This window comes from Microbulbifer maximicatervae (SeqCode), assembly GCF_056232625.1.
This window is the reverse complement of the sequence record NZ_CP174324.1, coordinates 3023312-3041740: the sequence shown is the minus strand read 5'-3', so window position 1 is coordinate 3041740 and position 18429 is coordinate 3023312. Positions and strand designations below refer to the sequence as shown.

At 50.4% G+C, this 18429-nt stretch carries 18 protein-coding genes and 2 tRNA genes; 18 read left to right on the top strand and 2 right to left on the bottom strand.

Features of this window, described 5'->3' with window-relative positions; translation table 11 throughout:
* The first annotated feature begins 6 nt into the window (after nt 1–6).
* The 13 genes from tolR to ACJJI6_RS13170 all read left to right on the top strand — a co-directional run bounded on the left by tolR (nt 7) and on the right by ACJJI6_RS13170 (nt 10613).
* Complete coding sequence (gene tolR / locus ACJJI6_RS13230) at nt 7–438, top strand: protein TolR (protein ID WP_444892812.1); 432 nt, start codon at nt 7–9, stop codon at nt 436–438.
* A 7-nt stretch (nt 439–445) separates the two neighbouring features.
* Complete coding sequence (tolA, locus tag ACJJI6_RS13225; RefSeq protein WP_444912139.1) at nt 446–1240, top strand: cell envelope integrity protein TolA; 795 nt, start codon at nt 446–448, stop codon at nt 1238–1240.
* A complete protein-coding gene (gene tolB, locus ACJJI6_RS13220; RefSeq protein ID WP_475710795.1) occupies nt 1237–2532 on the top strand; it encodes a Tol-Pal system beta propeller repeat protein TolB in 1296 nt (431 codons plus the stop codon). The genes tolA and tolB overlap by 4 nt, the downstream gene beginning before the upstream one ends.
* A gap of 99 nt (nt 2533–2631) precedes the next feature.
* Nucleotides 2632–3120, top strand: coding sequence for an OmpA family protein (locus ACJJI6_RS13215; protein WP_445363246.1), 489 nt, complete (start codon nt 2632–2634; stop codon nt 3118–3120).
* A gap of 18 nt (nt 3121–3138) precedes the next feature.
* Nucleotides 3139–3978, top strand: a complete 840-nt coding sequence (ybgF, locus tag ACJJI6_RS13210; protein WP_475710793.1) for a tol-pal system protein YbgF — start codon at nt 3139–3141, stop codon at nt 3976–3978.
* 106 nt (nt 3979–4084) lie between these two features.
* Entirely contained in the window at nt 4085–4744 is a 660-nt protein-coding gene (gene queE, locus ACJJI6_RS13205; protein ID WP_475710791.1) for a 7-carboxy-7-deazaguanine synthase QueE, read from the top strand.
* 35 nt (nt 4745–4779) lie between these two features.
* Nucleotides 4780–5457, top strand: a complete 678-nt coding sequence (gene queC / locus ACJJI6_RS13200) for a 7-cyano-7-deazaguanine synthase QueC (protein WP_475710789.1) — start codon at nt 4780–4782, stop codon at nt 5455–5457.
* 132 nt (nt 5458–5589) lie between these two features.
* A tRNA-Lys gene (locus ACJJI6_RS13195) sits at nt 5590–5665 on the top strand.
* A gap of 105 nt (nt 5666–5770) precedes the next feature.
* Nucleotides 5771–5846, top strand: a tRNA-Lys gene (locus tag ACJJI6_RS13190).
* Nucleotides 5847–6397: 551 nt separating this feature from the next.
* A complete protein-coding gene (locus ACJJI6_RS13185) occupies nt 6398–6553 on the top strand; it encodes a hypothetical protein (protein ID WP_444940011.1) in 156 nt (51 codons plus the stop codon).
* A gap of 45 nt (nt 6554–6598) precedes the next feature.
* A complete protein-coding gene (locus ACJJI6_RS13180; protein WP_475710787.1) occupies nt 6599–7792 on the top strand; it encodes a hypothetical protein in 1194 nt (397 codons plus the stop codon).
* A 264-nt stretch (nt 7793–8056) separates the two neighbouring features.
* Nucleotides 8057–8896: a hypothetical protein gene (locus tag ACJJI6_RS13175; protein ID WP_475710785.1), complete on the top strand. Its 840-nt coding sequence runs from the start codon at nt 8057–8059 to the stop codon at nt 8894–8896.
* 160 nt (nt 8897–9056) lie between these two features.
* Nucleotides 9057–10613, top strand: a complete 1557-nt coding sequence (locus ACJJI6_RS13170) for a hypothetical protein (RefSeq protein WP_444940009.1) — start codon at nt 9057–9059, stop codon at nt 10611–10613.
* A 171-nt stretch (nt 10614–10784) separates the two neighbouring features.
* Here the strand turns inward: ACJJI6_RS13170 and ACJJI6_RS13165 are convergent, their stop codons facing one another.
* A complete protein-coding gene (locus tag ACJJI6_RS13165) occupies nt 10785–11882 on the bottom strand; it encodes an NAD(P)/FAD-dependent oxidoreductase (protein ID WP_475710783.1) in 1098 nt (365 codons plus the stop codon).
* Between the two features lie 162 nt (nt 11883–12044).
* Between ACJJI6_RS13165 and nadA the strand changes: the two genes are divergently transcribed.
* Nucleotides 12045–13097, top strand: a complete 1053-nt coding sequence (gene nadA, locus ACJJI6_RS13160; RefSeq protein WP_444895159.1) for a quinolinate synthase NadA — start codon at nt 12045–12047, stop codon at nt 13095–13097.
* A gap of 68 nt (nt 13098–13165) precedes the next feature.
* Here the strand turns inward: nadA and ACJJI6_RS13155 are convergent, their stop codons facing one another.
* On the bottom strand, nt 13166–14674 hold the full coding sequence (locus tag ACJJI6_RS13155) for a M48 family metalloprotease (RefSeq protein WP_475710782.1): 1509 nt from the start codon (nt 14672–14674) through the stop codon (nt 13166–13168).
* Between the two features lie 192 nt (nt 14675–14866).
* On the opposite strand from ACJJI6_RS13155, the gene ACJJI6_RS13150 reads away from it, so the two are divergent.
* The 4 genes from ACJJI6_RS13150 (at nt 14867) to ACJJI6_RS13135 (ending at nt 18000) form a co-directional block, all read left to right on the top strand.
* The gene (locus tag ACJJI6_RS13150) at nt 14867–15160 is read left to right on the top strand and encodes a sulfurtransferase TusA family protein (protein ID WP_444914722.1); all 294 of its coding nucleotides are present in this window, start codon (nt 14867–14869) and stop codon (nt 15158–15160) included.
* 23 nt (nt 15161–15183) lie between these two features.
* Nucleotides 15184–16269, top strand: a complete 1086-nt coding sequence (locus ACJJI6_RS13145; protein WP_282934585.1) for an AI-2E family transporter — start codon at nt 15184–15186, stop codon at nt 16267–16269.
* Nucleotides 16270–16359: 90 nt separating this feature from the next.
* Entirely contained in the window at nt 16360–17463 is a 1104-nt protein-coding gene (locus tag ACJJI6_RS13140; protein ID WP_475710780.1) for a phosphoribosylaminoimidazolesuccinocarboxamide synthase, read from the top strand.
* Nucleotides 17464–17673: 210 nt separating this feature from the next.
* A complete protein-coding gene (locus ACJJI6_RS13135; protein ID WP_444919021.1) occupies nt 17674–18000 on the top strand; it encodes a YceK/YidQ family lipoprotein in 327 nt (108 codons plus the stop codon).
* Nucleotides 18001–18429: the final 429 nt, after the last annotated feature.

Genomic DNA, 18429 nt, shown 5'->3' with positions numbered 1-18429 from the left:
AACCCTATGAGTGTGTTTCGCAAGGGAACCAAAAAGAAGCTGGTCTCCGAGATCAATGTGGTGCCCTACATTGACGTAATGCTGGTGCTGCTAATTGTCTTTATGGTCACGGCACCATTGTTGATGCAGGGGGTCAAAGTCGACCTTCCAAACGCGCCCTCGGCGCCGATGGAAGAAACCGATGAAGAGCCGCTGATTATTTCTGTGCGCTCCGATGGCACCTATTACCTAAATTTGGGGACTGACGAGAAGAGTGCCAAGCCGCTCGAAGAAATTAAACAAACGGTCGCTAAGGTGTTGCGTCAAAAGCCGGGAACTCCGGTTTTGGTGTGGGGTGACACCGAGGCCCGTTATGGCCTGATCGTCAATGCCATGACCGAACTGCAGCAGGCGGGAGCGCCCAGCGTCGGCCTGGTGACAGAGCCACCTCAGGGGTAGGGTGCTGGTGAATAAAGGCTTTTATGCATTGGCGATTATCATCAGCCTCGTGTTGCACGGGGCGTTGATAGCTGCCATGACCTACGGCTGGGAAGCCAGCAGTATGCCTGAGCGCAAACCGATGCCAAAGTTTGTGCAGGCTAAGCTGGTGACGATTGAAGCGGCAACACCGAAGAAGAAACTGCCGAAAAAGGTCGATAAAATAAAACAGCGTGCCGATCGCGCTGCGGAGCAAAAACGCAAGGCAGAGGTCGAACGTAAGCGCCGCGCGGCCCTGGAGCAGAAGAAAAAGCTCGAGGCGGAAAAGAAACGCAAAGCGAAAGTCGAAGCTGATCGCAAGGCACAGGCAGAGAAGGCCCGTCGCGAGAAAGAGCAGCAAGAGAAGGCGCGCAAAGAAAAAGAGCTGAAGGAGAAGCTGGCCCAAGAGCGCCAGAGTTCTTTTGATGAGGCCCTCCAGGATGAAGAGGAACTGCTGGATGCGAATGAGGCCGAGCAAGCGGTGATGTCCGTTGGCCAGGCGATCCAGCAACAAATTGAGGCGGTATGGAGTCGCCCGCCCAGTGCCCGAAACGGTATGCTTACCAAGGTGAGAATAAACTTTGTCCCCACCGGCCGGGTGGTGGCAGCTAATATCGTCGAGGGCAGTGGTAATGCCGCCCTGGATCGCTCGGTACTGACCGCTATTAAAAAAGTGGAGGTATTTCCCGAAGTGGCCGACCTGGCCCGGGAGGAACCAGTAGTATTTGAGCGGGAAGTCCGCACAACTATTTTGAACTTTAAAGTCGAAGATCTGCGCCAATGATCAAGAGTTTACTGAAGACAGTCGTCATTATTGCAATCGCCTCGGTGAGCCTGGGGGCCCGAGCCCAGCTGGTGGTGGATATCACCAGCGGTATCGATGACCCCACACCGATCGCTGTGTCCCCATTCAGCTGGTCTGGTGGCGGGGTACTGGCGGAAGATGTTTCCGGGATTATTTCCTCAGACCTTCGCCGCAGTGGCCTTTTCTCCCCTGTGCCCAAGGAAGACATGCTGTCTTTCCCCAAGGCCCCGGAAGACGTGGTATTCCGCGACTGGCGTATACTCGGCACCGAGTACATAGTGACCGGCCGCATTGAGCCGCAGGCCAACGGTTACCTGCTCACTTTTGATCTGGTCAATGTTTTCGGCCAGCACAAGATGTTCACCAAGCAAGTGCGCGGCGGCCAGACCCAGCTGCGGGATATCGCCCACCGCGCCGCCGATGAGATCTTTGAAGCTATCACCGGTATTCGCGGTGCCTTCTCCACGGAAATGGTGTACGTGCAGGAAGAGACTCGTGGCGGCAAGCCCAGCTATCTGCTGATGCGTGCGGATATCGATGGTGCTCGCGCCAAGCAGATCCGTCGTTTCAGCGCGCCGGTGATGTCTCCCATGTGGTCCCCCAATGGCCAGGAGCTCGCCTACGTCTCCTTTGAAACCGGGCGCCCGGCAATTTTCCGCGAGAACCTGCGCACGGGTGCGCGCAAGCAATTAACTAACTTCAAGGGCATCAACAGTTCGCCGACCTGGTCCCCGGATGGAACCAAACTGGCAATGGTGCTCTCCAAGGACGGCAACCCGGAGATCTATGTGTTGGATCTGGTCAGTAATAAGCTGACAAGAATGACAAGGCACTTCTCCATTGATACCGAGCCGAACTGGATGCCAGATGGTAAATCACTGGTTTTCACCTCCGATAGGGGAGGGAAGCCACAAATTTACCAATTGACTCTTGCCACTGGTCAAGTCGACCGCTTAACCTTCGATGGCGATTACAATGCGCGGCCCCGTGTTTCTCCCGATGGAAAGACACTGGTGATGGTGCATCGTAATAGGGGCGTATTTACCATCGCTACGATGGATATCAACTCGGGCAGAGTGCGTGTCCTTACGGAGACTACGCTGGACGAATCCCCTAGTATCGCGCCGAATGGGGCCATGTTGATGTACGCTACCAAACGTGGGGATAAAGGTATTCTGGCAGCGGTGTCGCTGGATGCTGGGGTGAAGTACAACCTGCCCTCTCAGAGGGGTGATGTCCGTGAACCGGCCTGGTCGCCGTACTTTGAATAAGGCGGGGATGCCCGACGCGCTTAAGCGAAGGGTGTGAATTAGAGCAATTAGAAATCTTTCAGGATTTTCGATAACACTATATATAAAGCGGAGTAGCTTATGTTGAAATCAGTAAAAACAGGCCTCGGGTTAGCCTGTGTATTGGCAGTAATGGCTGGTTGTAGTAGCAATGACACCAAGACTGGCGGGGAAACCATTGTTGATGAAACCGCAAATAATACCGCGGTTGAAACCACCGAATTTGATACCCCGAAAGAGCCTGTAGCACCTCTGGAAAACGTAGTTTACTTCGATTTCGACCAGTCTCTGCTGAAGCCCGAAACCCGTGAACTGCTGATCCGTCACGCTGACCGTATGCGCGCTGCCGCCGGTTCTGTTCGCTTGGAAGGCCACGCTGACGAACTGGGTACTCGCGAGTACAACCTGGCTCTGGGTGAGCGTCGTGCCAATGCCGTTCGCGACTTTTTGGTACTGCAAGGCGTAGACGCAGCTAACCTGGAAGTAATCAGCTACGGTGAAGAGCGTCCGGCTCAAATGGGTTCTAACGAATCTGCCCGTGCGATGAACCGTCGCGTTGTTATTAACTAATCGTAAAAATGGATGCCAATGGCTTTAACGATTAGAAAACTAGCGATCGCCGCAGCAGTAATGACTGCGGCATCGCCGGTATTTTCCCAGGCCCCGATTGTAGACCTGTCTTCTAAAAGCCAGGACCAGTCGACCATTACTTATACCGATGAAGAGGAAAGCGGTGCTCCGACACAGCTCGCCCGCGCCGGTATGTCACCACCCCGAGTCCAGGGGAACCCCCAGGCCGAAGCCTACTATCAAATGCAGGTTTTGCAGCAGGAAGTGCGGGAGTTGCGTGGCACAGTTGAAGAGTTGCGCCATGAGATCAAGCGTCTCAAACAGCAGCGCACCGAAGATTATATGGATCTGGACCGGCGTATTGCGCGCCTGAGTGGTACAGAGCCAGCGGCTCAGCCGCCGTCTGCCGCTGAAGGCGGTGCTTCGTCCATGCAAGGGCAGGGGGGCTCAGCAATGCCGCCTAAACCCCAGGGCCCGAAAGACGGCAAGAGCGAGCGCGACCGCTACCAGGCCAGCTTTGGCTTGGCCCGCAATGGCGATTACGGCGGCGCCAGTGAAGAGTTCAAAAGCCTGTTGCAGGACTTCCCCAATGGTCAGTATGCCCCGAATGCGAATTACTGGTTGGGTGAAATTGCACTGGTTCAAGGCAACCTGGAAGAGGCTCGGGAGTGGTTCGTAGCCCTCCTCGACGGTTACCCGAATTCCAGTAAAGTCTGGGATGGCCGCTACAAGCTGGGTACGGTTTATCACCAGCTGGGCGACCAGCAAAAAGCTCGCAACCTGCTGGAGCAGGTGGCAGCCAGTGACGCCAGAGCGTCGAACCTGGCGAAGAAGTATCTGCAGGAGAACTTCCAGTAGCCTTCAGCCGCTACTGACTGCCATCGCTGGTTTTTTGAGCAGAAAAAGCCTATGATCCCGCGCCCGGGTGGCATGTGCCACTCGGGCGTTTTTGTGTTGGGTGTGTATGACCGATCTTTCCAAAGAATCACTCAGAATCAGTGAAATTTTCTACTCCCTCCAGGGAGAAGCGCGAGAAAGTGGCCTTCCTACGGTGTTTGTACGCCTGACGGGCTGCCCGTTACGCTGTACCTATTGCGACTCCGAGTACGCCTTTTACGGTGGCGAGCGCATGATGCTGGAGCAGATTTTGCAGCAGGTGCAAAGCCATCCCGCTCGCCATGTGTGTGTTACCGGTGGTGAGCCCCTGGCCCAGCCCAATTGTTTTCCCCTGATGAAGGCGCTTTGCGATGCGGGCTATGCGGTGTCCCTTGAGACCAGTGGCGCAATGCCTGTGGATAAAGTGGATGAGCGGGTGTCGAGAGTGGTCGACCTGAAAACGCCGGCCTCCGGGGAGCAGCACCGCAACCGAATGGAGAATATGCAAGTACTCACTCGCCAGGACCAGATTAAATTTGTGATCTGTGATCGCGGGGATTACGACTGGGCTCGATTTACCCTGGATCAGTACCGCATGCCTGAGCGGGTTGGAGAGGTGCTTTTCTCCCCAAGTTACGAGCAGCTGCAGCCGCGCCAGCTAGCTGAATGGATACTAGAGGATGGGTTACCGGTGCGTATGCAGATGCAAATGCACAAGCTGTTGTGGGGTGACATCCCCGGCGTCTAAAGCGCCGCTGCGCCACATCAAGAAAAGAGGAAAAAATGACAGCAAAGAAAGCAGTAATCTTGCTATCCGGTGGCCTGGACTCAGCCACCGTACTGGCCATGGCTCGCGCTGAGGGCTACGAGTGTTATGCCCTGGGCTTCGATTATGGTCAGCGTCACGAGGCAGAACTATTGGCTGCGCAGAAGGTGGCGAAGGACTTGGGGGCCGTTGAGCACAAGGTGGTTAAGCTCGACCTGCGCTCAATCGGCGGATCGGCGTTGACCGATGACTCTATCGAAGTACCCGAAGAGGAAACCTCCGGTATTCCGGTGACCTATGTGCCGGCGCGAAACACGGTATTCCTGTCTATTGCCCTGGGTTGGGCAGAGGTGCTGGGCGCCCAGGATATTTTTGTGGGTGTGAACGCCGTGGACTACTCCGGCTATCCGGATTGCCGCCCGGAATATATTGAGGCCTACGAGAAGATGGCCAACCTGGCTACCAGGGCCGGTGTCGAGGGCAACAAGCTGTCTATACGTGCGCCGCTGATGGACATGAGCAAGGCGGATATTGTTACCGAAGGAACCCGCTTAGGGGTGGACTACAGTTTAACTGTGTCCTGCTACCAAGCCTTGCCAGATGGCGCTGCCTGCCGTCGCTGCGACAGTTGCCGCCTGAGGGCTGCCGGCTTCGCAGAGGCCGGCTTGGAGGACCCCACGGTCTACGCACCTTAATTGGCCGTTGGCGCCAATTTTTTGAACAAATACCTAACTCCTTAAATTTGTTAGATTTTTTTTCGAGTTAGGTATTGTCTTTTCGAAATAGATCCGTAAGATACGCAGCTCCTCACAACGAGGCATCGAAAAGGGTCGTTAGCTCAGTCGGTAGAGCAGTTGGCTTTTAACCAATTGGTCGCTGGTTCGAATCCAGCACGACCCACCATTTTCGACAGGGATGCCCAAGGCAACCCACCCAGTTTTTACACTTCTGCGCGAAGGTAAAAACAACCCAAGTTGGACCATTACCAAGTTAGTCCAACCATCCTGGGGGTCGTTAGCTCAGTTGGTAGAGCAGTTGGCTTTTAACCAATTGGTCGCTGGTTCGAATCCAGCACGACCCACCATATCTTCTCTGCTTCCGTAATAATTACTTCTCTTAGACTTCTCTAAAATCTATTTAATTTTTTATTTCTGTTTGCTGTATATTTTCTCTTGACTATTGGGTGCTGCTTTTCAGTAGGTGCTGACAACGCAAGCAATTTGTTCGTGCGCCTGGATCTATTTTATTTCATCACTAAGGCGTTTCTAGATCTTGACCGAACCTATCTAAGGAATATGTCACTTCTCGTGCTGGTACTACTGGCACCAGATTAGCGACATAAGTGGCTAGAGAGAGTCATCTTCTTAATTGTTGAGTGACTTGACCCGCTAAGAGTGAGTTATTAATGCTCTACCGGTGGCACAGAAATTTAATTCCAAACTTTGTTCCTAGTTTTTCCCCACTTCCTTCTTATAGCTGTATCGCCGCTTATCGTTAACTCTTACCCAGTAGTTGGTCGGCCCATGATCAGCGATTTGAGAATAGTTTCTAAATATTCAGTCGTTCATTATCGCAAGTGACCTTGTGCCAGTGCATGTCAATTCCTCTTGGGATTTGTTGTTCGCATAATTGCCTGTGACAATTTTATTGCCTCAGCGCTCGAGTTTGGCGAGCTTTAACACTTCTTTGGTGGATACTGCTGTTTGGAGTAGGGATGGCGCTAAATTGGATTTGCGCATGCCTTACGCCGGCATGCCTATTGGTATCGATGTTGTTGATGAGGCCCTCTAAGTTGAGTCCCAAGAAAAGCTTGAATAGTTAATGAAGGATTGAATTATGAGGAAGTTGAAGCCTGTAGCTCTAGCTATATTGGTCGCAGTGAGTGGAAGTGCGATGGCCAGTAATAATACGACGTTAATAGATCAGCAGGGAGTCGGTAATACAGCGAACGCCAATCAGGTTGACCCTACGGCCATAGGGAACCTGATAGATGTTACCCAGATTGGCGATGCAAACTCTTCGTCATCGACCCAGGCGAGCGATGCCGTAAGCAATACCATGACCCACTACCAAGAGGGTGATGGCAATATGGCCGAGTCTTTCCAGCAGTTTATGACTGAGTCAAGCTCGCTGGAAATTAACCAGATTGGGAATAATAACGATACGACAGCGGAGCAACTTGAATCACTTGGTTCTACCCAGGAACTAAATCAAGCTGGGGAAATGAACTTTATGACCATCACCCAGACTGATACCGAAGCATCTAGTATCGCGGTGACTCAAACTGGCGATATGAATGATGCGATCATAATGGGGCAGGTCTTCGATATATTGGGAAGTGATGTCATCCTAAATCAAATTGGCGATGACAATATGGCCCAGATCGGTCAGCAAAGCGTTGTGGAGTTTAGCACTATTTCTGTCGATCAAATTGGCAGTCAAAATCTCTTTGTCAGTGAACAAATAATGGGGGTGTTCTCCTCCACTATTAGTGTTCTGCAATCTGGGGATATGAATGAGGTTGACTCTGATCAAGAAAATGGAATCACTACCAGCTTTGTCTCTATTACTCAGGTAGGTAATGGAAACTTTGCTGGTTCATTGCAGCAAGATAGTGTCGAGAACAGTTCTGTAAACGTAAATCAGGTTGGAGATGGAAACTTTGGTGGCGGAGTTCAACAAGCAATAGTTGATACAAGTGTTGGAAATGTCAGTCAATTGGGCTCGATGAACATGGGAGTTACCCAGCAGGCAGGTGGAACATCAGCAGCATTAGCATCGATTTCTCAATCGGGGACTTCGAATGAGGCGATGCTTGGACAAGTTACTGCAAGCTCGGTTACAGGAACCATACTTCAAGATGGCATTAGCAATATTGCAGGTGTGCTCCAGCAGGGAAATATGCTCAGTGTTGCTACAACCACCCAAATAGGTGAGTTAAATCAACATACAACCGAGCAATTGTCCGATTCGCAAACTGCTATTGCGACGCAAAATGGTATTTCAAATATTGGATTTATTTTTCAGTAAATTGGATAGGGGCTTCGCGGTATTAGTGTGAATACGGATCGCTGCAATGCGACTGCGGAGCTCCATGTATTTTTCAATTTTGTATTTTAGGATCAGATAATCATTTTCAAGGAGGTAAAAATGTTTCCTCCTATTGATTTTCGTCTATCTGATATAGGCCTTTAACTCTACTTTCCAAAGAGAGTTTAGGTTTTGATTTGGGGGCGTTGTGCTGTGCATTTGCTTAACGCAAGAGGTGAAATCTATGGATAAGGAATTAGTTAAATGAAAGTTTGGACTTCAGTTACTGCAATAGCTGCGCTCACTTTTAGTGGTCACTCTATGGGCGGTAATAATACGACTGATATTGACCAGGATGGCGACGGACATCTGGCAACAGTAGATCAGTCTAATCCTACCAGCACCAATAATACCGTTTCAATAACCCAAACCGGAGACTCACATCAAGTGTCTGTTTTACAGGGGGCACTTACAGATTTGAATATGGGCACGGTGGAGCAATCGGGTTTGATGAATGAGGCGATTCTGGAGCAAATTGCAGAAGTCTCAGAAAGTACAGCTCTAATTAGTCAATCTGGCGATGGCAACTTCGGTTGGGTGGTTCAGGATGACTTTGTTGTTGCAGGTAGTGCCTCTGTTATCCAGTCCGGTTCAAATAATGAGGGTATTGCTGCCCAGGTGGATGTTGGGGGGATACAGGGAACTGTTGCTGTTACTCAGACTGGGACAATGAACTTTGCACAAGCAATCCATGAGGATTTTGCGCTTAATAGCACTGGGCTAATTAATCAACTTGGGAGTGAAAATAGTGCCGAGTTATTTCAGGGAGACTTAACTGAATCAAGCTTTATTAGTGTTGAGCAAGATGGAACTCTCAACGAGGCATTGGTAGGGCAGGGCTTTGCTCTTTTCTCCTCTATTACCACCTTACAGAGTGGTGATATGAATTATGTAGAAGTCTCTCAGTTGGGACTAAGTACTGGATTGGCCACTGTCTCCCAGATAGGTTCTTCCAATATTCATGTCACGACACAAACAAATGATGGGCAGGTGGCTATTGCTAGCCAAGTGGGGGGGGGTAATACGGGAAGTATTATGCAGTAGAATTTCAAGGCCATAAAATTATGCCTGTATTTATTATTGTTAATTCATAATTTTTAATTGTGATTGATAGTGCTAAATAGTTATGAATTCCTCGTTATCCTTGTGAGGAAGTCCCCTGCTCAGTAGTTTGGTCGGTAATTTGTTTGAAAAGGAATTTGCTATGAAGTTTATGAAGCCATTGGCTGCGGCAGTGTTGGCCGTGATTCACTGTGGGGCTTTAGCAGACAGTAATGTCAGCAGTGTCTCCCAGCAGGGCTCTATGAATGCAGCCACAATTGACCAGTCTGATCCTTCGGTTACAGATAATCAGATTGTGGTTATTCAAGATGGAACTGGAAATGTCTCTGATGCGGAACAGGTGAATAATACAACCAATAGTGTGATTACACACATACAAATTGGAGATAACAATGAGGCAAGTTCGATTCAGGATATAAATGTTAATGCAGCTAATAACACAATTAATCAACAGGGGGATATGAATCAGGCTGAGTCCTTTCAGGAGAATACAGTTGAATCATCCAGTTTAACGGTCAACCAATTTGGCAATTCCAACGATGCGGACCTTGATCAGGAGGAGGGAGTTACCCAGAGCCTGGTGTTGATCACTCAAACAGGGGATATGAACGATGCAGTGGTCCCACAAGGGGATATCGTGAGTAATAGTTCTGTGGTCGCAACCCAGTCGGGAACTGATAATGAATTTGAATCCAGGCAGGATAACCAAGTTAGTTTCAGTAGTGTAATCTCATCTCAGGTGGGCTCAACAAACAGAACCGAATTGGAGCAGGAAGACTTAATTGATACCAGCACGATTAGTGGTGTTCAAAATGGTGATATGAACGATGCAGATGCACAACAGTCGACTGTAATTTCGGCTAGCACTATTATTGTTAATCAAGTTGGCGATGATAATGTTTTAGATGTCGATCAGTTTAGCAATATCACTTCATCCACCGCGACTATTATACAGCTGGGCTCTTCAAATGATGGTGATATAGTTCAGGCTTCAGTTGTTGATTCGTCTACCGCGAGCATTTTTCAATCAGGTGCAAGTAATCAGGCAGACGTAGATCAGGGTGATGAGATTTCAAATAGCTCTATCATTGTTACCCAAAACGGCAATGACAATGGAATGTTTGTAGATCAGGAAGACCTGGTTTCCCAGAGTTTTATCACTATTAACCAAACTGGCGATAACAATGAAGCCGGGGTAAGTCAAGAGGAAGACGTTTCCTCAACAGCCGCGACTGTTATACAAAACGGTAGTATGAATGAAGTAGATATTAGTCAAAGTAATTTTGTAGACTCTTCAACATTGACGGTATTTCAGAGTGGTTCCACCAATATGGTGGATGCTGAACAGGACGAATTTATTAGTAATAGTGTGATTGATATCACCCAATCGGGAACGGATAATACCGCTGATGTTGAGCAAGATACATTGGTTGATCTGAGTAGTGTGACTACTTTGCAAACTGGCACATCAAATTTTCTGATGGTGTTACAAACGGATGTCACATCATCCAATATCACCATTACCCAAGATGGAAATATGAATACGGTTGATGTTAGCCAAACTGGGGTTTCCAGTAGCGCCAGCACCACCTCTCAATCAGGTACTTTAAATACTCATACCACCACTCAAGTGAATGATTTCCAAACCGCACTGGCAACACAGCTGGGTACGGGAAATATGGGTATGATTATTCAGTAATTCGCACCGTAAAAGCTAGAGGGAAAGAATACCCTGGGGTTTATGTTGAACCTGATGTAGGTGATTGGTGGATAAATACTATTCCTACTTTATCACTTCAATAGCGTATTCTTTCTGCTTTCGTTGAGATTGTTTGAGTTAAACAGAATTTCTCTTCCAGTGGATAAATAATTAGCAAATCATTTTTACGATTACTTCTCCGAGGTACAGTGAAGAGGTCAGCCCGGGGGATTCAATTCCAAAAAATGCCACTAACTGAGATTTATCCGATAGGCTTTTGTGATAAATCTGGAAATCACCAGCGGGGTGGCCCCTGCGTACAATTTTGGAGCGAATGCCCGCATAGCCAGGCCGTAAAGTATTCTTTGATATTCCAGGCCAGTAGCGACGGATGTTGTCATGAAATGTATTTAGTTTACTCGGATCCACTTGGTAGTTAATGGCCTCAACCCACTCCACATCCGGACCGAAGCGCGCACCTCCAGCCAAATCCAGAGTGAGGTGAATACCCAGACCGGCACTTTCAGGTAGAGGGTAAATTAAGTGTGAAAAAGGCACCTTACTTGACTGGGTAAAGTAACTGCCCTTAACAAAATACGTGGTGGGGATTTCTCGTTTTATAGCTTCGCTATTTATCGTCCCCACTAGCGAGCTTGTGTGGAGGCCTGCGGCCACAATTAGATTGCAGGTTTTCAGTTTGTAGCCATCCTCCATCACGAGTTGGCAAGTGCCGCTGGATATTTCAATTCGCGCAACTTTGCTCGCAAGTATAACTTCTCCTCCCCTGGCTTCCATGGCACCCTCAAGGGCTAGCATCAGGCTGTGGCTATCGATAATGCCGGTCGTCGGAGAGTAAATGGCACCGGCACATTGTAATTCCGGCTCCATAGATCGGGCTTCAGAGGCGCTTAGTAATCGAAGTCCGCCAGCGTTATTAGTATCCCCCTGATTTTTGAGGTCTCTCAATTGCGCAAGCTGTGCTTTATCGGTGGCGACTACCAGTTTGCCGATTTGCTTATGGGGCACCGCATATTCTTGGCAAAATTGGTACAGCATGGATTTACCTTTAACACAGGCACGAGCTTTCAAGCTGTTTGTTGGATAGTAGAGGCCTGCGTGAATAACCTCGCTATTGCGCGCGCTGGTTTCAGTTCCAATGGCACTGTGTTGTTCCAGTACCATCACTTTGTGGCCGGCACGGCTCAGCTGGTAGGCGCAGGCAAGTCCTAATACCCCAGCCCCGACTAACACGGTATCCAAAATCTCCATAGCGGTCCTGTTGCCGAAATGTGTACTTTCTGAGGTGACCAGGTTGACTCCCTTCGGCCTATTTTGCCTGTAACGCCAGATTAAAATTGCTGTCGAAAGGGTGCGTGGTGGTGTCGTTTCATTGCGCTATAATGCGCTCTTTTCCGCGACTGGAAGTTAGTCATGACTCATAAGTCCATTGCCGCAGACAAGGTAGATTCTCGCTCTTTGGTGCAAGCGCACCTGGCGGAGCCGGTAATGTCTCAATATAGCGAAGAAGAGCTGCAAGAATGGCGCGAGCGCATCAAGCGCTTGTTGAAAGAACAGAATGCAGTATTGGTCGCACACTACTATACCGACCCTTTGATTCAGGCCCTGGCAGAGGAAACCGGTGGCTGTGTTTCTGACTCATTGGAAATGGCCCGTTTTGGCGCTCAGCACTCGGCGGATACTCTGGTAGTGGCCGGAGTAAAGTTTATGGGTGAGACCGCTAAGATCCTTACCCCGAACAAGAAAGTACTGATGCCGACCCTTGAGGCAACCTGCTCCCTGGATCTCGGCTGCCCCCCGCAAGAATTCTCTGACTTTTGCGATCAGCACCCGGACCGGACTGTGGTGGTTTATGCCAATACTTCTGCTGCGGTAAAAGCCAGGGCCGATTGGGTGGTGACCTCGAGTATTGCGCTGGATGTGGTGGATCACCTGGATGCCAATGGCGAAAAAATCCTTTGGGCACCTGACAAACACCTCGGCGGCTATGTCCAGCGGGAAACCGGCGCAGACGTACTGTTATGGGACGGTTCCTGTATTGTGCATGAAGAGTTTAAGGCCAAGGGGGTTGAGGACTTAAAGGCCCTCTACCCGGATGCTGTGGTTCTAGTGCATCCTGAATCTCCCGCCTCTGTGGTAGCCCTGGCCGATGTGGTGGGTTCTACCTCACAGATTATTAATGCTGCCAAGACCCGCCCGGAGAAGCGCTTTATTGTGGCTACCGACCAGGGCATTTTCTACAAGATGCAGCAGGAGTGCCCAGACAAAGAGCTTATGGTAGCGCCAACCGCCGGTGCTGGAGCCACTTGCCGCAGCTGTGCTAATTGCCCCTGGATGGCGATGAACTCTCTGGAGAACCTCTGCGGTGTACTGGAGCGCGGGGATAATGAGATCTTTGTGGACCCGGAACTGGGGCGCAAGGCGATGATCCCGCTGCAGCGGATGTTGGATTTCCGCAAAGGTTAGCTCTTGAGGGATTAGCGGTGAGTAAACAAAAAGAGCGGCCAGTGGCCGCTCTTTTTCGTTGGGGGGAGTTACAGCTCCTCGATTCTTTCCTGCATTTTCAGTACATCTTTGAGGCGCTGTTCCAGGATGGCATTGACCTGGTAATCGTCTTTTGACATGCGAATTCCATGGCGCAGGTGCTGAATAGCCTTGTCGAATATGCCATTGAGAATGTAATACTCAGCCCGGGCCTCGTGCACGCCGACAATATCTCCGGCTAATCCGTGGGTCTCCGCCAATAGGTACCAAACTGCCGGGTCTTTCTTCCGCGTACGGCTATATTTCGCCAGCAGGCGCTCTGCGGCCAGGTAGTTGCCGGCTTTAAAGTGGGCATTGGCAAGGCCCATGATTAAGGCGTGGTCTCCCGGATTGCGATCGAGGGCCCACTGCAGGCGCTTGGTGGCACTGTTGTAGTCTTCTCGCAACAGATCGATATCCGCTCGGGCCAGCACATAGGCTGCTTTTGAGGGAGTTTTGTCTAACAGGGGCTGCAGGGTGTCGAGCGCTGAATCGGGCCTGCCTGCGGCTACTTGGGCCAGGGCGAGGCCGTAACGGGCGGCATCCTCATTGTCATTAATACCATTCAGCTCCGCGCTAAAGCGTTTTACTGCTTGCTGCGGCGTTGGTTCTGTGGCGAGCCGCACTCGGGCGCGCATCAGGTGATAATTCAGATCCTCGCTGGGAGCCACTTTTTCCATACGCTGAGCGCGCAACTTGGCATCGGCAATACGCTTTTCTGTAACGGGGTGGGTCAGGAGAAATTCTGGCGGGCGCTGGTAGTAACGTGTGGCCTTGAGCATTTGCTCGAACATTTCACCGGCGGCCTCTGGATCGCGACCGGATTTGGCCAGGGTATCGATACCGACCCTATCTGCCTCTTGCTCATTCTTGCGGCTGAATCGCAGCTGGTTGTCCAGGGCTGCAGCCTGGGTCACGCTCATGGCCGCGATCCCCGCTTCACCACCGGCGGTAGCCGCCAGAACCAAGGCACCGAGCATACCGGCCAGAGTAGGAATTGTGCTATTGCGCTGTGCTTCCAGGGAGCGGGCGTAGTGCCGCTGGCTGAGGTGGCCCAATTCGTGGGCAACTACCGATGCAAACTGGTCTTCACGCTCTGCAAACAGAAACAGGCCGGTATGGACCCCCATGACTCCACCGGGGACTGCAAAGGCGTTCATGGTTTTGTTGTTTACTACAACAACATCAATTTCTTTGTCTTCCAGCGGGCTGTATTCGGCCAATTCCTTGACCATGCCTTCGACAAATTGCTGGATCAGGGCGTCACTGGAGGTGCGAACCTGACTGCGAAAAATACGCAGCCACATTTGCCCCAGTTCTTTTTCCTGGGTGTGGGAGACGACCCCGCTGGTCCTATCGCCCAGTTCGGGGAGGCGGATTTCATCGCTGTCCGCTATGGCAGCAAACGGGACTGCGCCGAGTAACAACCCCATACCCAGGCTTCGCAGTCCTGCGCGAAGTCGATGGAGGATAGCTGAGGGGCGCGTTCGGTGAAGCAGGCTGTTTTTGGAATCAGTCATCTTGATTACTGCTCGGTCTGTCCATGAAGGATCTATAGTCCAACTCTATACGCTACCCCGTTGGACTGTCGAGGTTTGGACTTAGTGGACCATAAAAGGTTCACACTTGCGCCAGGCGGAAAGTTAAAAAGCGTAAAGCCTGCGCGGGTTATGGCGTCTGGTTCGCGCTATAATCCCCGGCAATTCTGGTTTGTGACTAAAAAGGCAATGTCAGTAACTTCTTCTACCAATCAGCCCGATACCCAGATACCGAACTGGGACGCGGCCACTATTGTGGATGCAAGAAATCTGCCCTGCCCACAACCGTTACTGGCCATGCGCCGGGCATTGCGGGAATACCCAGAGGGAACGCTGCTTTGTGTGCTGGCCACTGATGAAGGGTCCTGGCGAGACTTCCACAGTTTTGCATCTTTAAGTGGCCGGCCCCTGCTCCGCGCTGAGCGACGTAATAATACCTTTCAATATTGGCTGTACGCTGGCAAATGAATAAAGATAAATCCCGAGAGTCTATGTTATCGATTGTAAAAGGCTGGGTGAACCGCTACTTCAGTCAGGAAGAAGTGGTGCTTCTGGTTTTGATTTTGACCCTGGCCCTGGTGGTCCTGGCGACTCTGGGCGCAGTGCTGGCCCCAGTATTCACTGCGTTGGTGATCGCCTTCCTGATGCAGGGTATGGTGCAAAAGCTGAAGTCTTGGCGTGTGCCACACTGGCTGGCGGTTACCCTGTCCTGCTTGGTGTTGGTGGGTACTATTGTGGCTCTGTTATTTGTGGTGCTACCTATTATCTGGCGTCAGTTGGTGCGGCTTGGGGCAGAGTTGCCCAATATGGTGCAGCGCGGCCAAGAACTATTATTGTTACTCCCTGAACGCTACCCACGATTAATTTCGGCCGGACAGATCGATGAAATCTTCAATACCCTTGGCAGCGAATTGGGCGGCCTGGGACAGACACTGCTGGCCTTCTCCCTTACCAACCTACCCATTTTTGCCGGGTTGCTGATTTACGTTGTAGTGGTGCCGATCCTGGTGTTCTTCTTCCTTAAGGATGCGGAACAGCTGATCCGCTGGTGCACCTCTTTCCTGCCCAAAGAGCGGCCCATGCTCCACCAGATTTGGCATGAGATGAATGATCAGGTGGCCAATTATGTACGCGGTAAGGTAATAGAAATTGGCATTGTGGCTGCTGTCAGTTATGCCGCCTTTCTGTTACTGGGGGTGAACTACGCCCTGTTGCTGGCGGTAGCCGTGGGTTTCAGTGTGTTGATTCCTTATATCGGTGCAGCGGTTGTCACTATCCCCGTTGCGGCTATTGGGCTTTTCCAGTGGGGGTGGAGTAATGAGTTTTTATACCTGATGATGACTTACGGCATTATCCAACTGCTCGATGGCAACGTACTGGTACCACTGTTATTTTCTGAGGCAGTTAACCTGCACCCGGTTGCCATTATCCTTGCGGTGTTGTTCTTTGGCGGCATCTGGGGTTTCTGGGGCGTCTTCTTCGCAATTCCCCTGGCGACCTTGCTCAAGGCCATTATGAGTGCCTGGCCTACCCATGAGCACCAGGTGGAATGGGAGGCCCGGCGAAGCTCGGAGTAATTACCCGATACTTTCTTTGTCTGTAGGCTGCGGCATTTGCTAGAATGCCGCGCTTTCTTTTATTTGGTCCCTTCAAATAGGTGAGAGCCCATGAGCCTGGCTGACAAAGTTCTAGCGGTCAATAATGACCTGCCAATCCGCACCGACAAGCCTATCCACAGTGGCAAGGTCCGCTCCGTATACTGGCTGAGCGAAGAAGACAGCCGCCGCCTGATTGAGGAGAAGGGCTACCCCGTTTCTCCTGACACCCCACTTGCGATAATGGTGATTTCTGACCGTATCTCCGCGTTTGACTGTATCTGGACTGGTGAAGGCGGCATGCGTGGCGTACCTGGCAAGGGCGCAGCACTAAATGCTATTTCCAATCACTGGTTCAAGCTGTTTAAAGAGCAGGGCCTCGCCGATAGCCATATTCTGGATATCCCCCATCCGTTGGTGTGGATCGTGCAGAAGGCGCGCCCGGTTATGATCGAAGCGATCGCCCGTCAGTACATTACCGGCTCCATGTGGCGCTCCTATGAGAAGGGTGAGCGGGAGTTCTGCGGTATCGAGATTGCCGATGGCTTGCAGAAAGACCAGAAGCTGCCTGAATTGCTCATTACCCCCTCCAGCAAAGGTATTCTCAAGGGGATCCCCGGTGTGCCGGAAGTAGATGATGTCAATGTCACCCGCAAGAATATTGAAGACAATTTCGAAGCCTTCGGCTTCCGCAATGCAGGCGATATCGACCTGTACGAGAAGTTGCTGAAAGAAGGTTTCGATTTGATTTCCGCAGAGTTGGAAAAGCTCGACCAGGTCTTTGTCGATACCAAGTTTGAATTTGGCTATGTCACCTCTGCCAATGGTGAAGAAAAGCTGATTTATATGGATGAGGTGGGCACCCCGGACTCCTCCCGTATCTGGGACGGCGAACAGTACCGCGCGGGTAAGGTTGTGGAGAAATCCAAAGAGGGTTTCCGCCAGGCCCTGCTCAAATACTTCCCCGATGCCGATATCCTGCTGAACAAAGATCGCATGGATGAACGCTCGGCTCTGGCTCGTGATAACGAGCTGCCAGAATCTATGCTGATAGATCTCTCTAATACTTATATTGGTATTGCTGAGAAGATTATTGGTACGAAACTTGAGATATCTGATAATCCAAAAGCGGAATTGCTTGAAGTGTTGCGTAAGGATTATGGCTTGGTCGATTGATCTGGGCCTGAGTGCAACAATCTGCGCTTGCAAATTTCTTTGCCTGATGATTACTTTTTTCAGTCCCTGAATATAACAGGCAAGAAATTGTGCTCAGATACCAAAATTAAACTCTCAGCTGGGGTAGCCTAAAGTGAACTTTTCCTATGGTTTGAATCTAAGCTCGCTACTTGAATTAGGCTAAATCAAATAAAGATAAAAGGAGTTAAAATGAAAAAAATTATCGTAATTGCCCTAGCTTTGACGATGATCGGCTGCGGTACAGTCAAAACTGTTGGCCGCGACAACTATGCGGTGGGTAGTGCTTTAACAAGGGAAGGCTCTTATTGTAATAGCATGCCCCGCGTATATAGTGGCGTGGCTTACAATGTATGTAAAATGAACTCCAAACCCAAGAACTTTGGTAACATCATTTTGGCTTGTACTGTAGTTGACTCAATGTTCTCTGTCGTGCTGGATACAGCCGTGCTCCCGGTTACTCTTTACACCCAAAGCAAATATGGAAATTTTGAACTGCGAGAACATATCCGTTCGTAGAATCCATTTAAGATCGTAGCAATTTTATACACATTACTTAAAGCAACAGGCTCCCTAAGCAAGCTTCTATGAGAAGGTTGGGCTTGGGTGTTATTCTGAAGGTTAGTAAAAACCGGCGTGAGTGCCGGTTTTTTTATGGCTGCTACAATTCCACTTTCCTATCGCCTGCTTCCCTCTGTTTAATGACTTCAATATCCAATTTAAAAGTGGAGGGAAGTCAGTGAATAGGGTGATGTTATTCGGGCAGCGGTTGCATAAAGACGATCTGCTGTTGCCGAAAGAAATACTATTGCCGTCAGAAGACCGGTGGCGCTGGGCGCTGGTTGTTACTGGTTGTGGTAGCACTGGCGGTAGTCATTGCGGCAATCGGGCCAAAGGCCAATGCCCAGGCGACGCCCTCTTAGGGGCATGCCACCCAGCTGGAGTCCA

Excerpts from the sequence above, each read along its gene's own strand:
- tolR (WP_444892812.1), top strand. The coding sequence starts at position 7 with ATGAGTGTGTTTCGCAAGGGAACCAAAAAGAAGCTGGTCTCCGAGATC.
- tolB (WP_475710795.1), top strand. The coding sequence starts at position 1,237 with ATGATCAAGAGTTTACTGAAGACAGTCGTCATTATTGCAATCGCCTCG.
- ACJJI6_RS13215 (WP_445363246.1), top strand. The coding sequence starts at position 2,632 with ATGTTGAAATCAGTAAAAACAGGCCTCGGGTTAGCCTGTGTATTGGCA.
- ybgF (WP_475710793.1), top strand. The coding sequence starts at position 3,139 with ATGGCTTTAACGATTAGAAAACTAGCGATCGCCGCAGCAGTAATGACT.
- queE (WP_475710791.1), top strand. The coding sequence starts at position 4,085 with ATGACCGATCTTTCCAAAGAATCACTCAGAATCAGTGAAATTTTCTAC.
- queC (WP_475710789.1), top strand. The coding sequence starts at position 4,780 with ATGACAGCAAAGAAAGCAGTAATCTTGCTATCCGGTGGCCTGGACTCA.
- ACJJI6_RS13180 (WP_475710787.1), top strand. The coding sequence starts at position 6,599 with ATGAGGAAGTTGAAGCCTGTAGCTCTAGCTATATTGGTCGCAGTGAGT.
- ACJJI6_RS13175 (WP_475710785.1), top strand. The coding sequence starts at position 8,057 with ATGAAAGTTTGGACTTCAGTTACTGCAATAGCTGCGCTCACTTTTAGT.
- ACJJI6_RS13170 (WP_444940009.1), top strand. The coding sequence starts at position 9,057 with ATGAAGTTTATGAAGCCATTGGCTGCGGCAGTGTTGGCCGTGATTCAC.
- ACJJI6_RS13165 (WP_475710783.1), bottom strand. The coding sequence starts at position 11,882 with ATGGAGATTTTGGATACCGTGTTAGTCGGGGCTGGGGTATTAGGACTT.
- nadA (WP_444895159.1), top strand. The coding sequence starts at position 12,045 with ATGACTCATAAGTCCATTGCCGCAGACAAGGTAGATTCTCGCTCTTTG.
- ACJJI6_RS13155 (WP_475710782.1), bottom strand. The coding sequence starts at position 14,674 with ATGACTGATTCCAAAAACAGCCTGCTTCACCGAACGCGCCCCTCAGCT.
- ACJJI6_RS13145 (WP_282934585.1), top strand. The coding sequence starts at position 15,184 with ATGTTATCGATTGTAAAAGGCTGGGTGAACCGCTACTTCAGTCAGGAA.
- ACJJI6_RS13140 (WP_475710780.1), top strand. The coding sequence starts at position 16,360 with ATGAGCCTGGCTGACAAAGTTCTAGCGGTCAATAATGACCTGCCAATC.
- ACJJI6_RS13135 (WP_444919021.1), top strand. The coding sequence starts at position 17,674 with ATGAAAAAAATTATCGTAATTGCCCTAGCTTTGACGATGATCGGCTGC.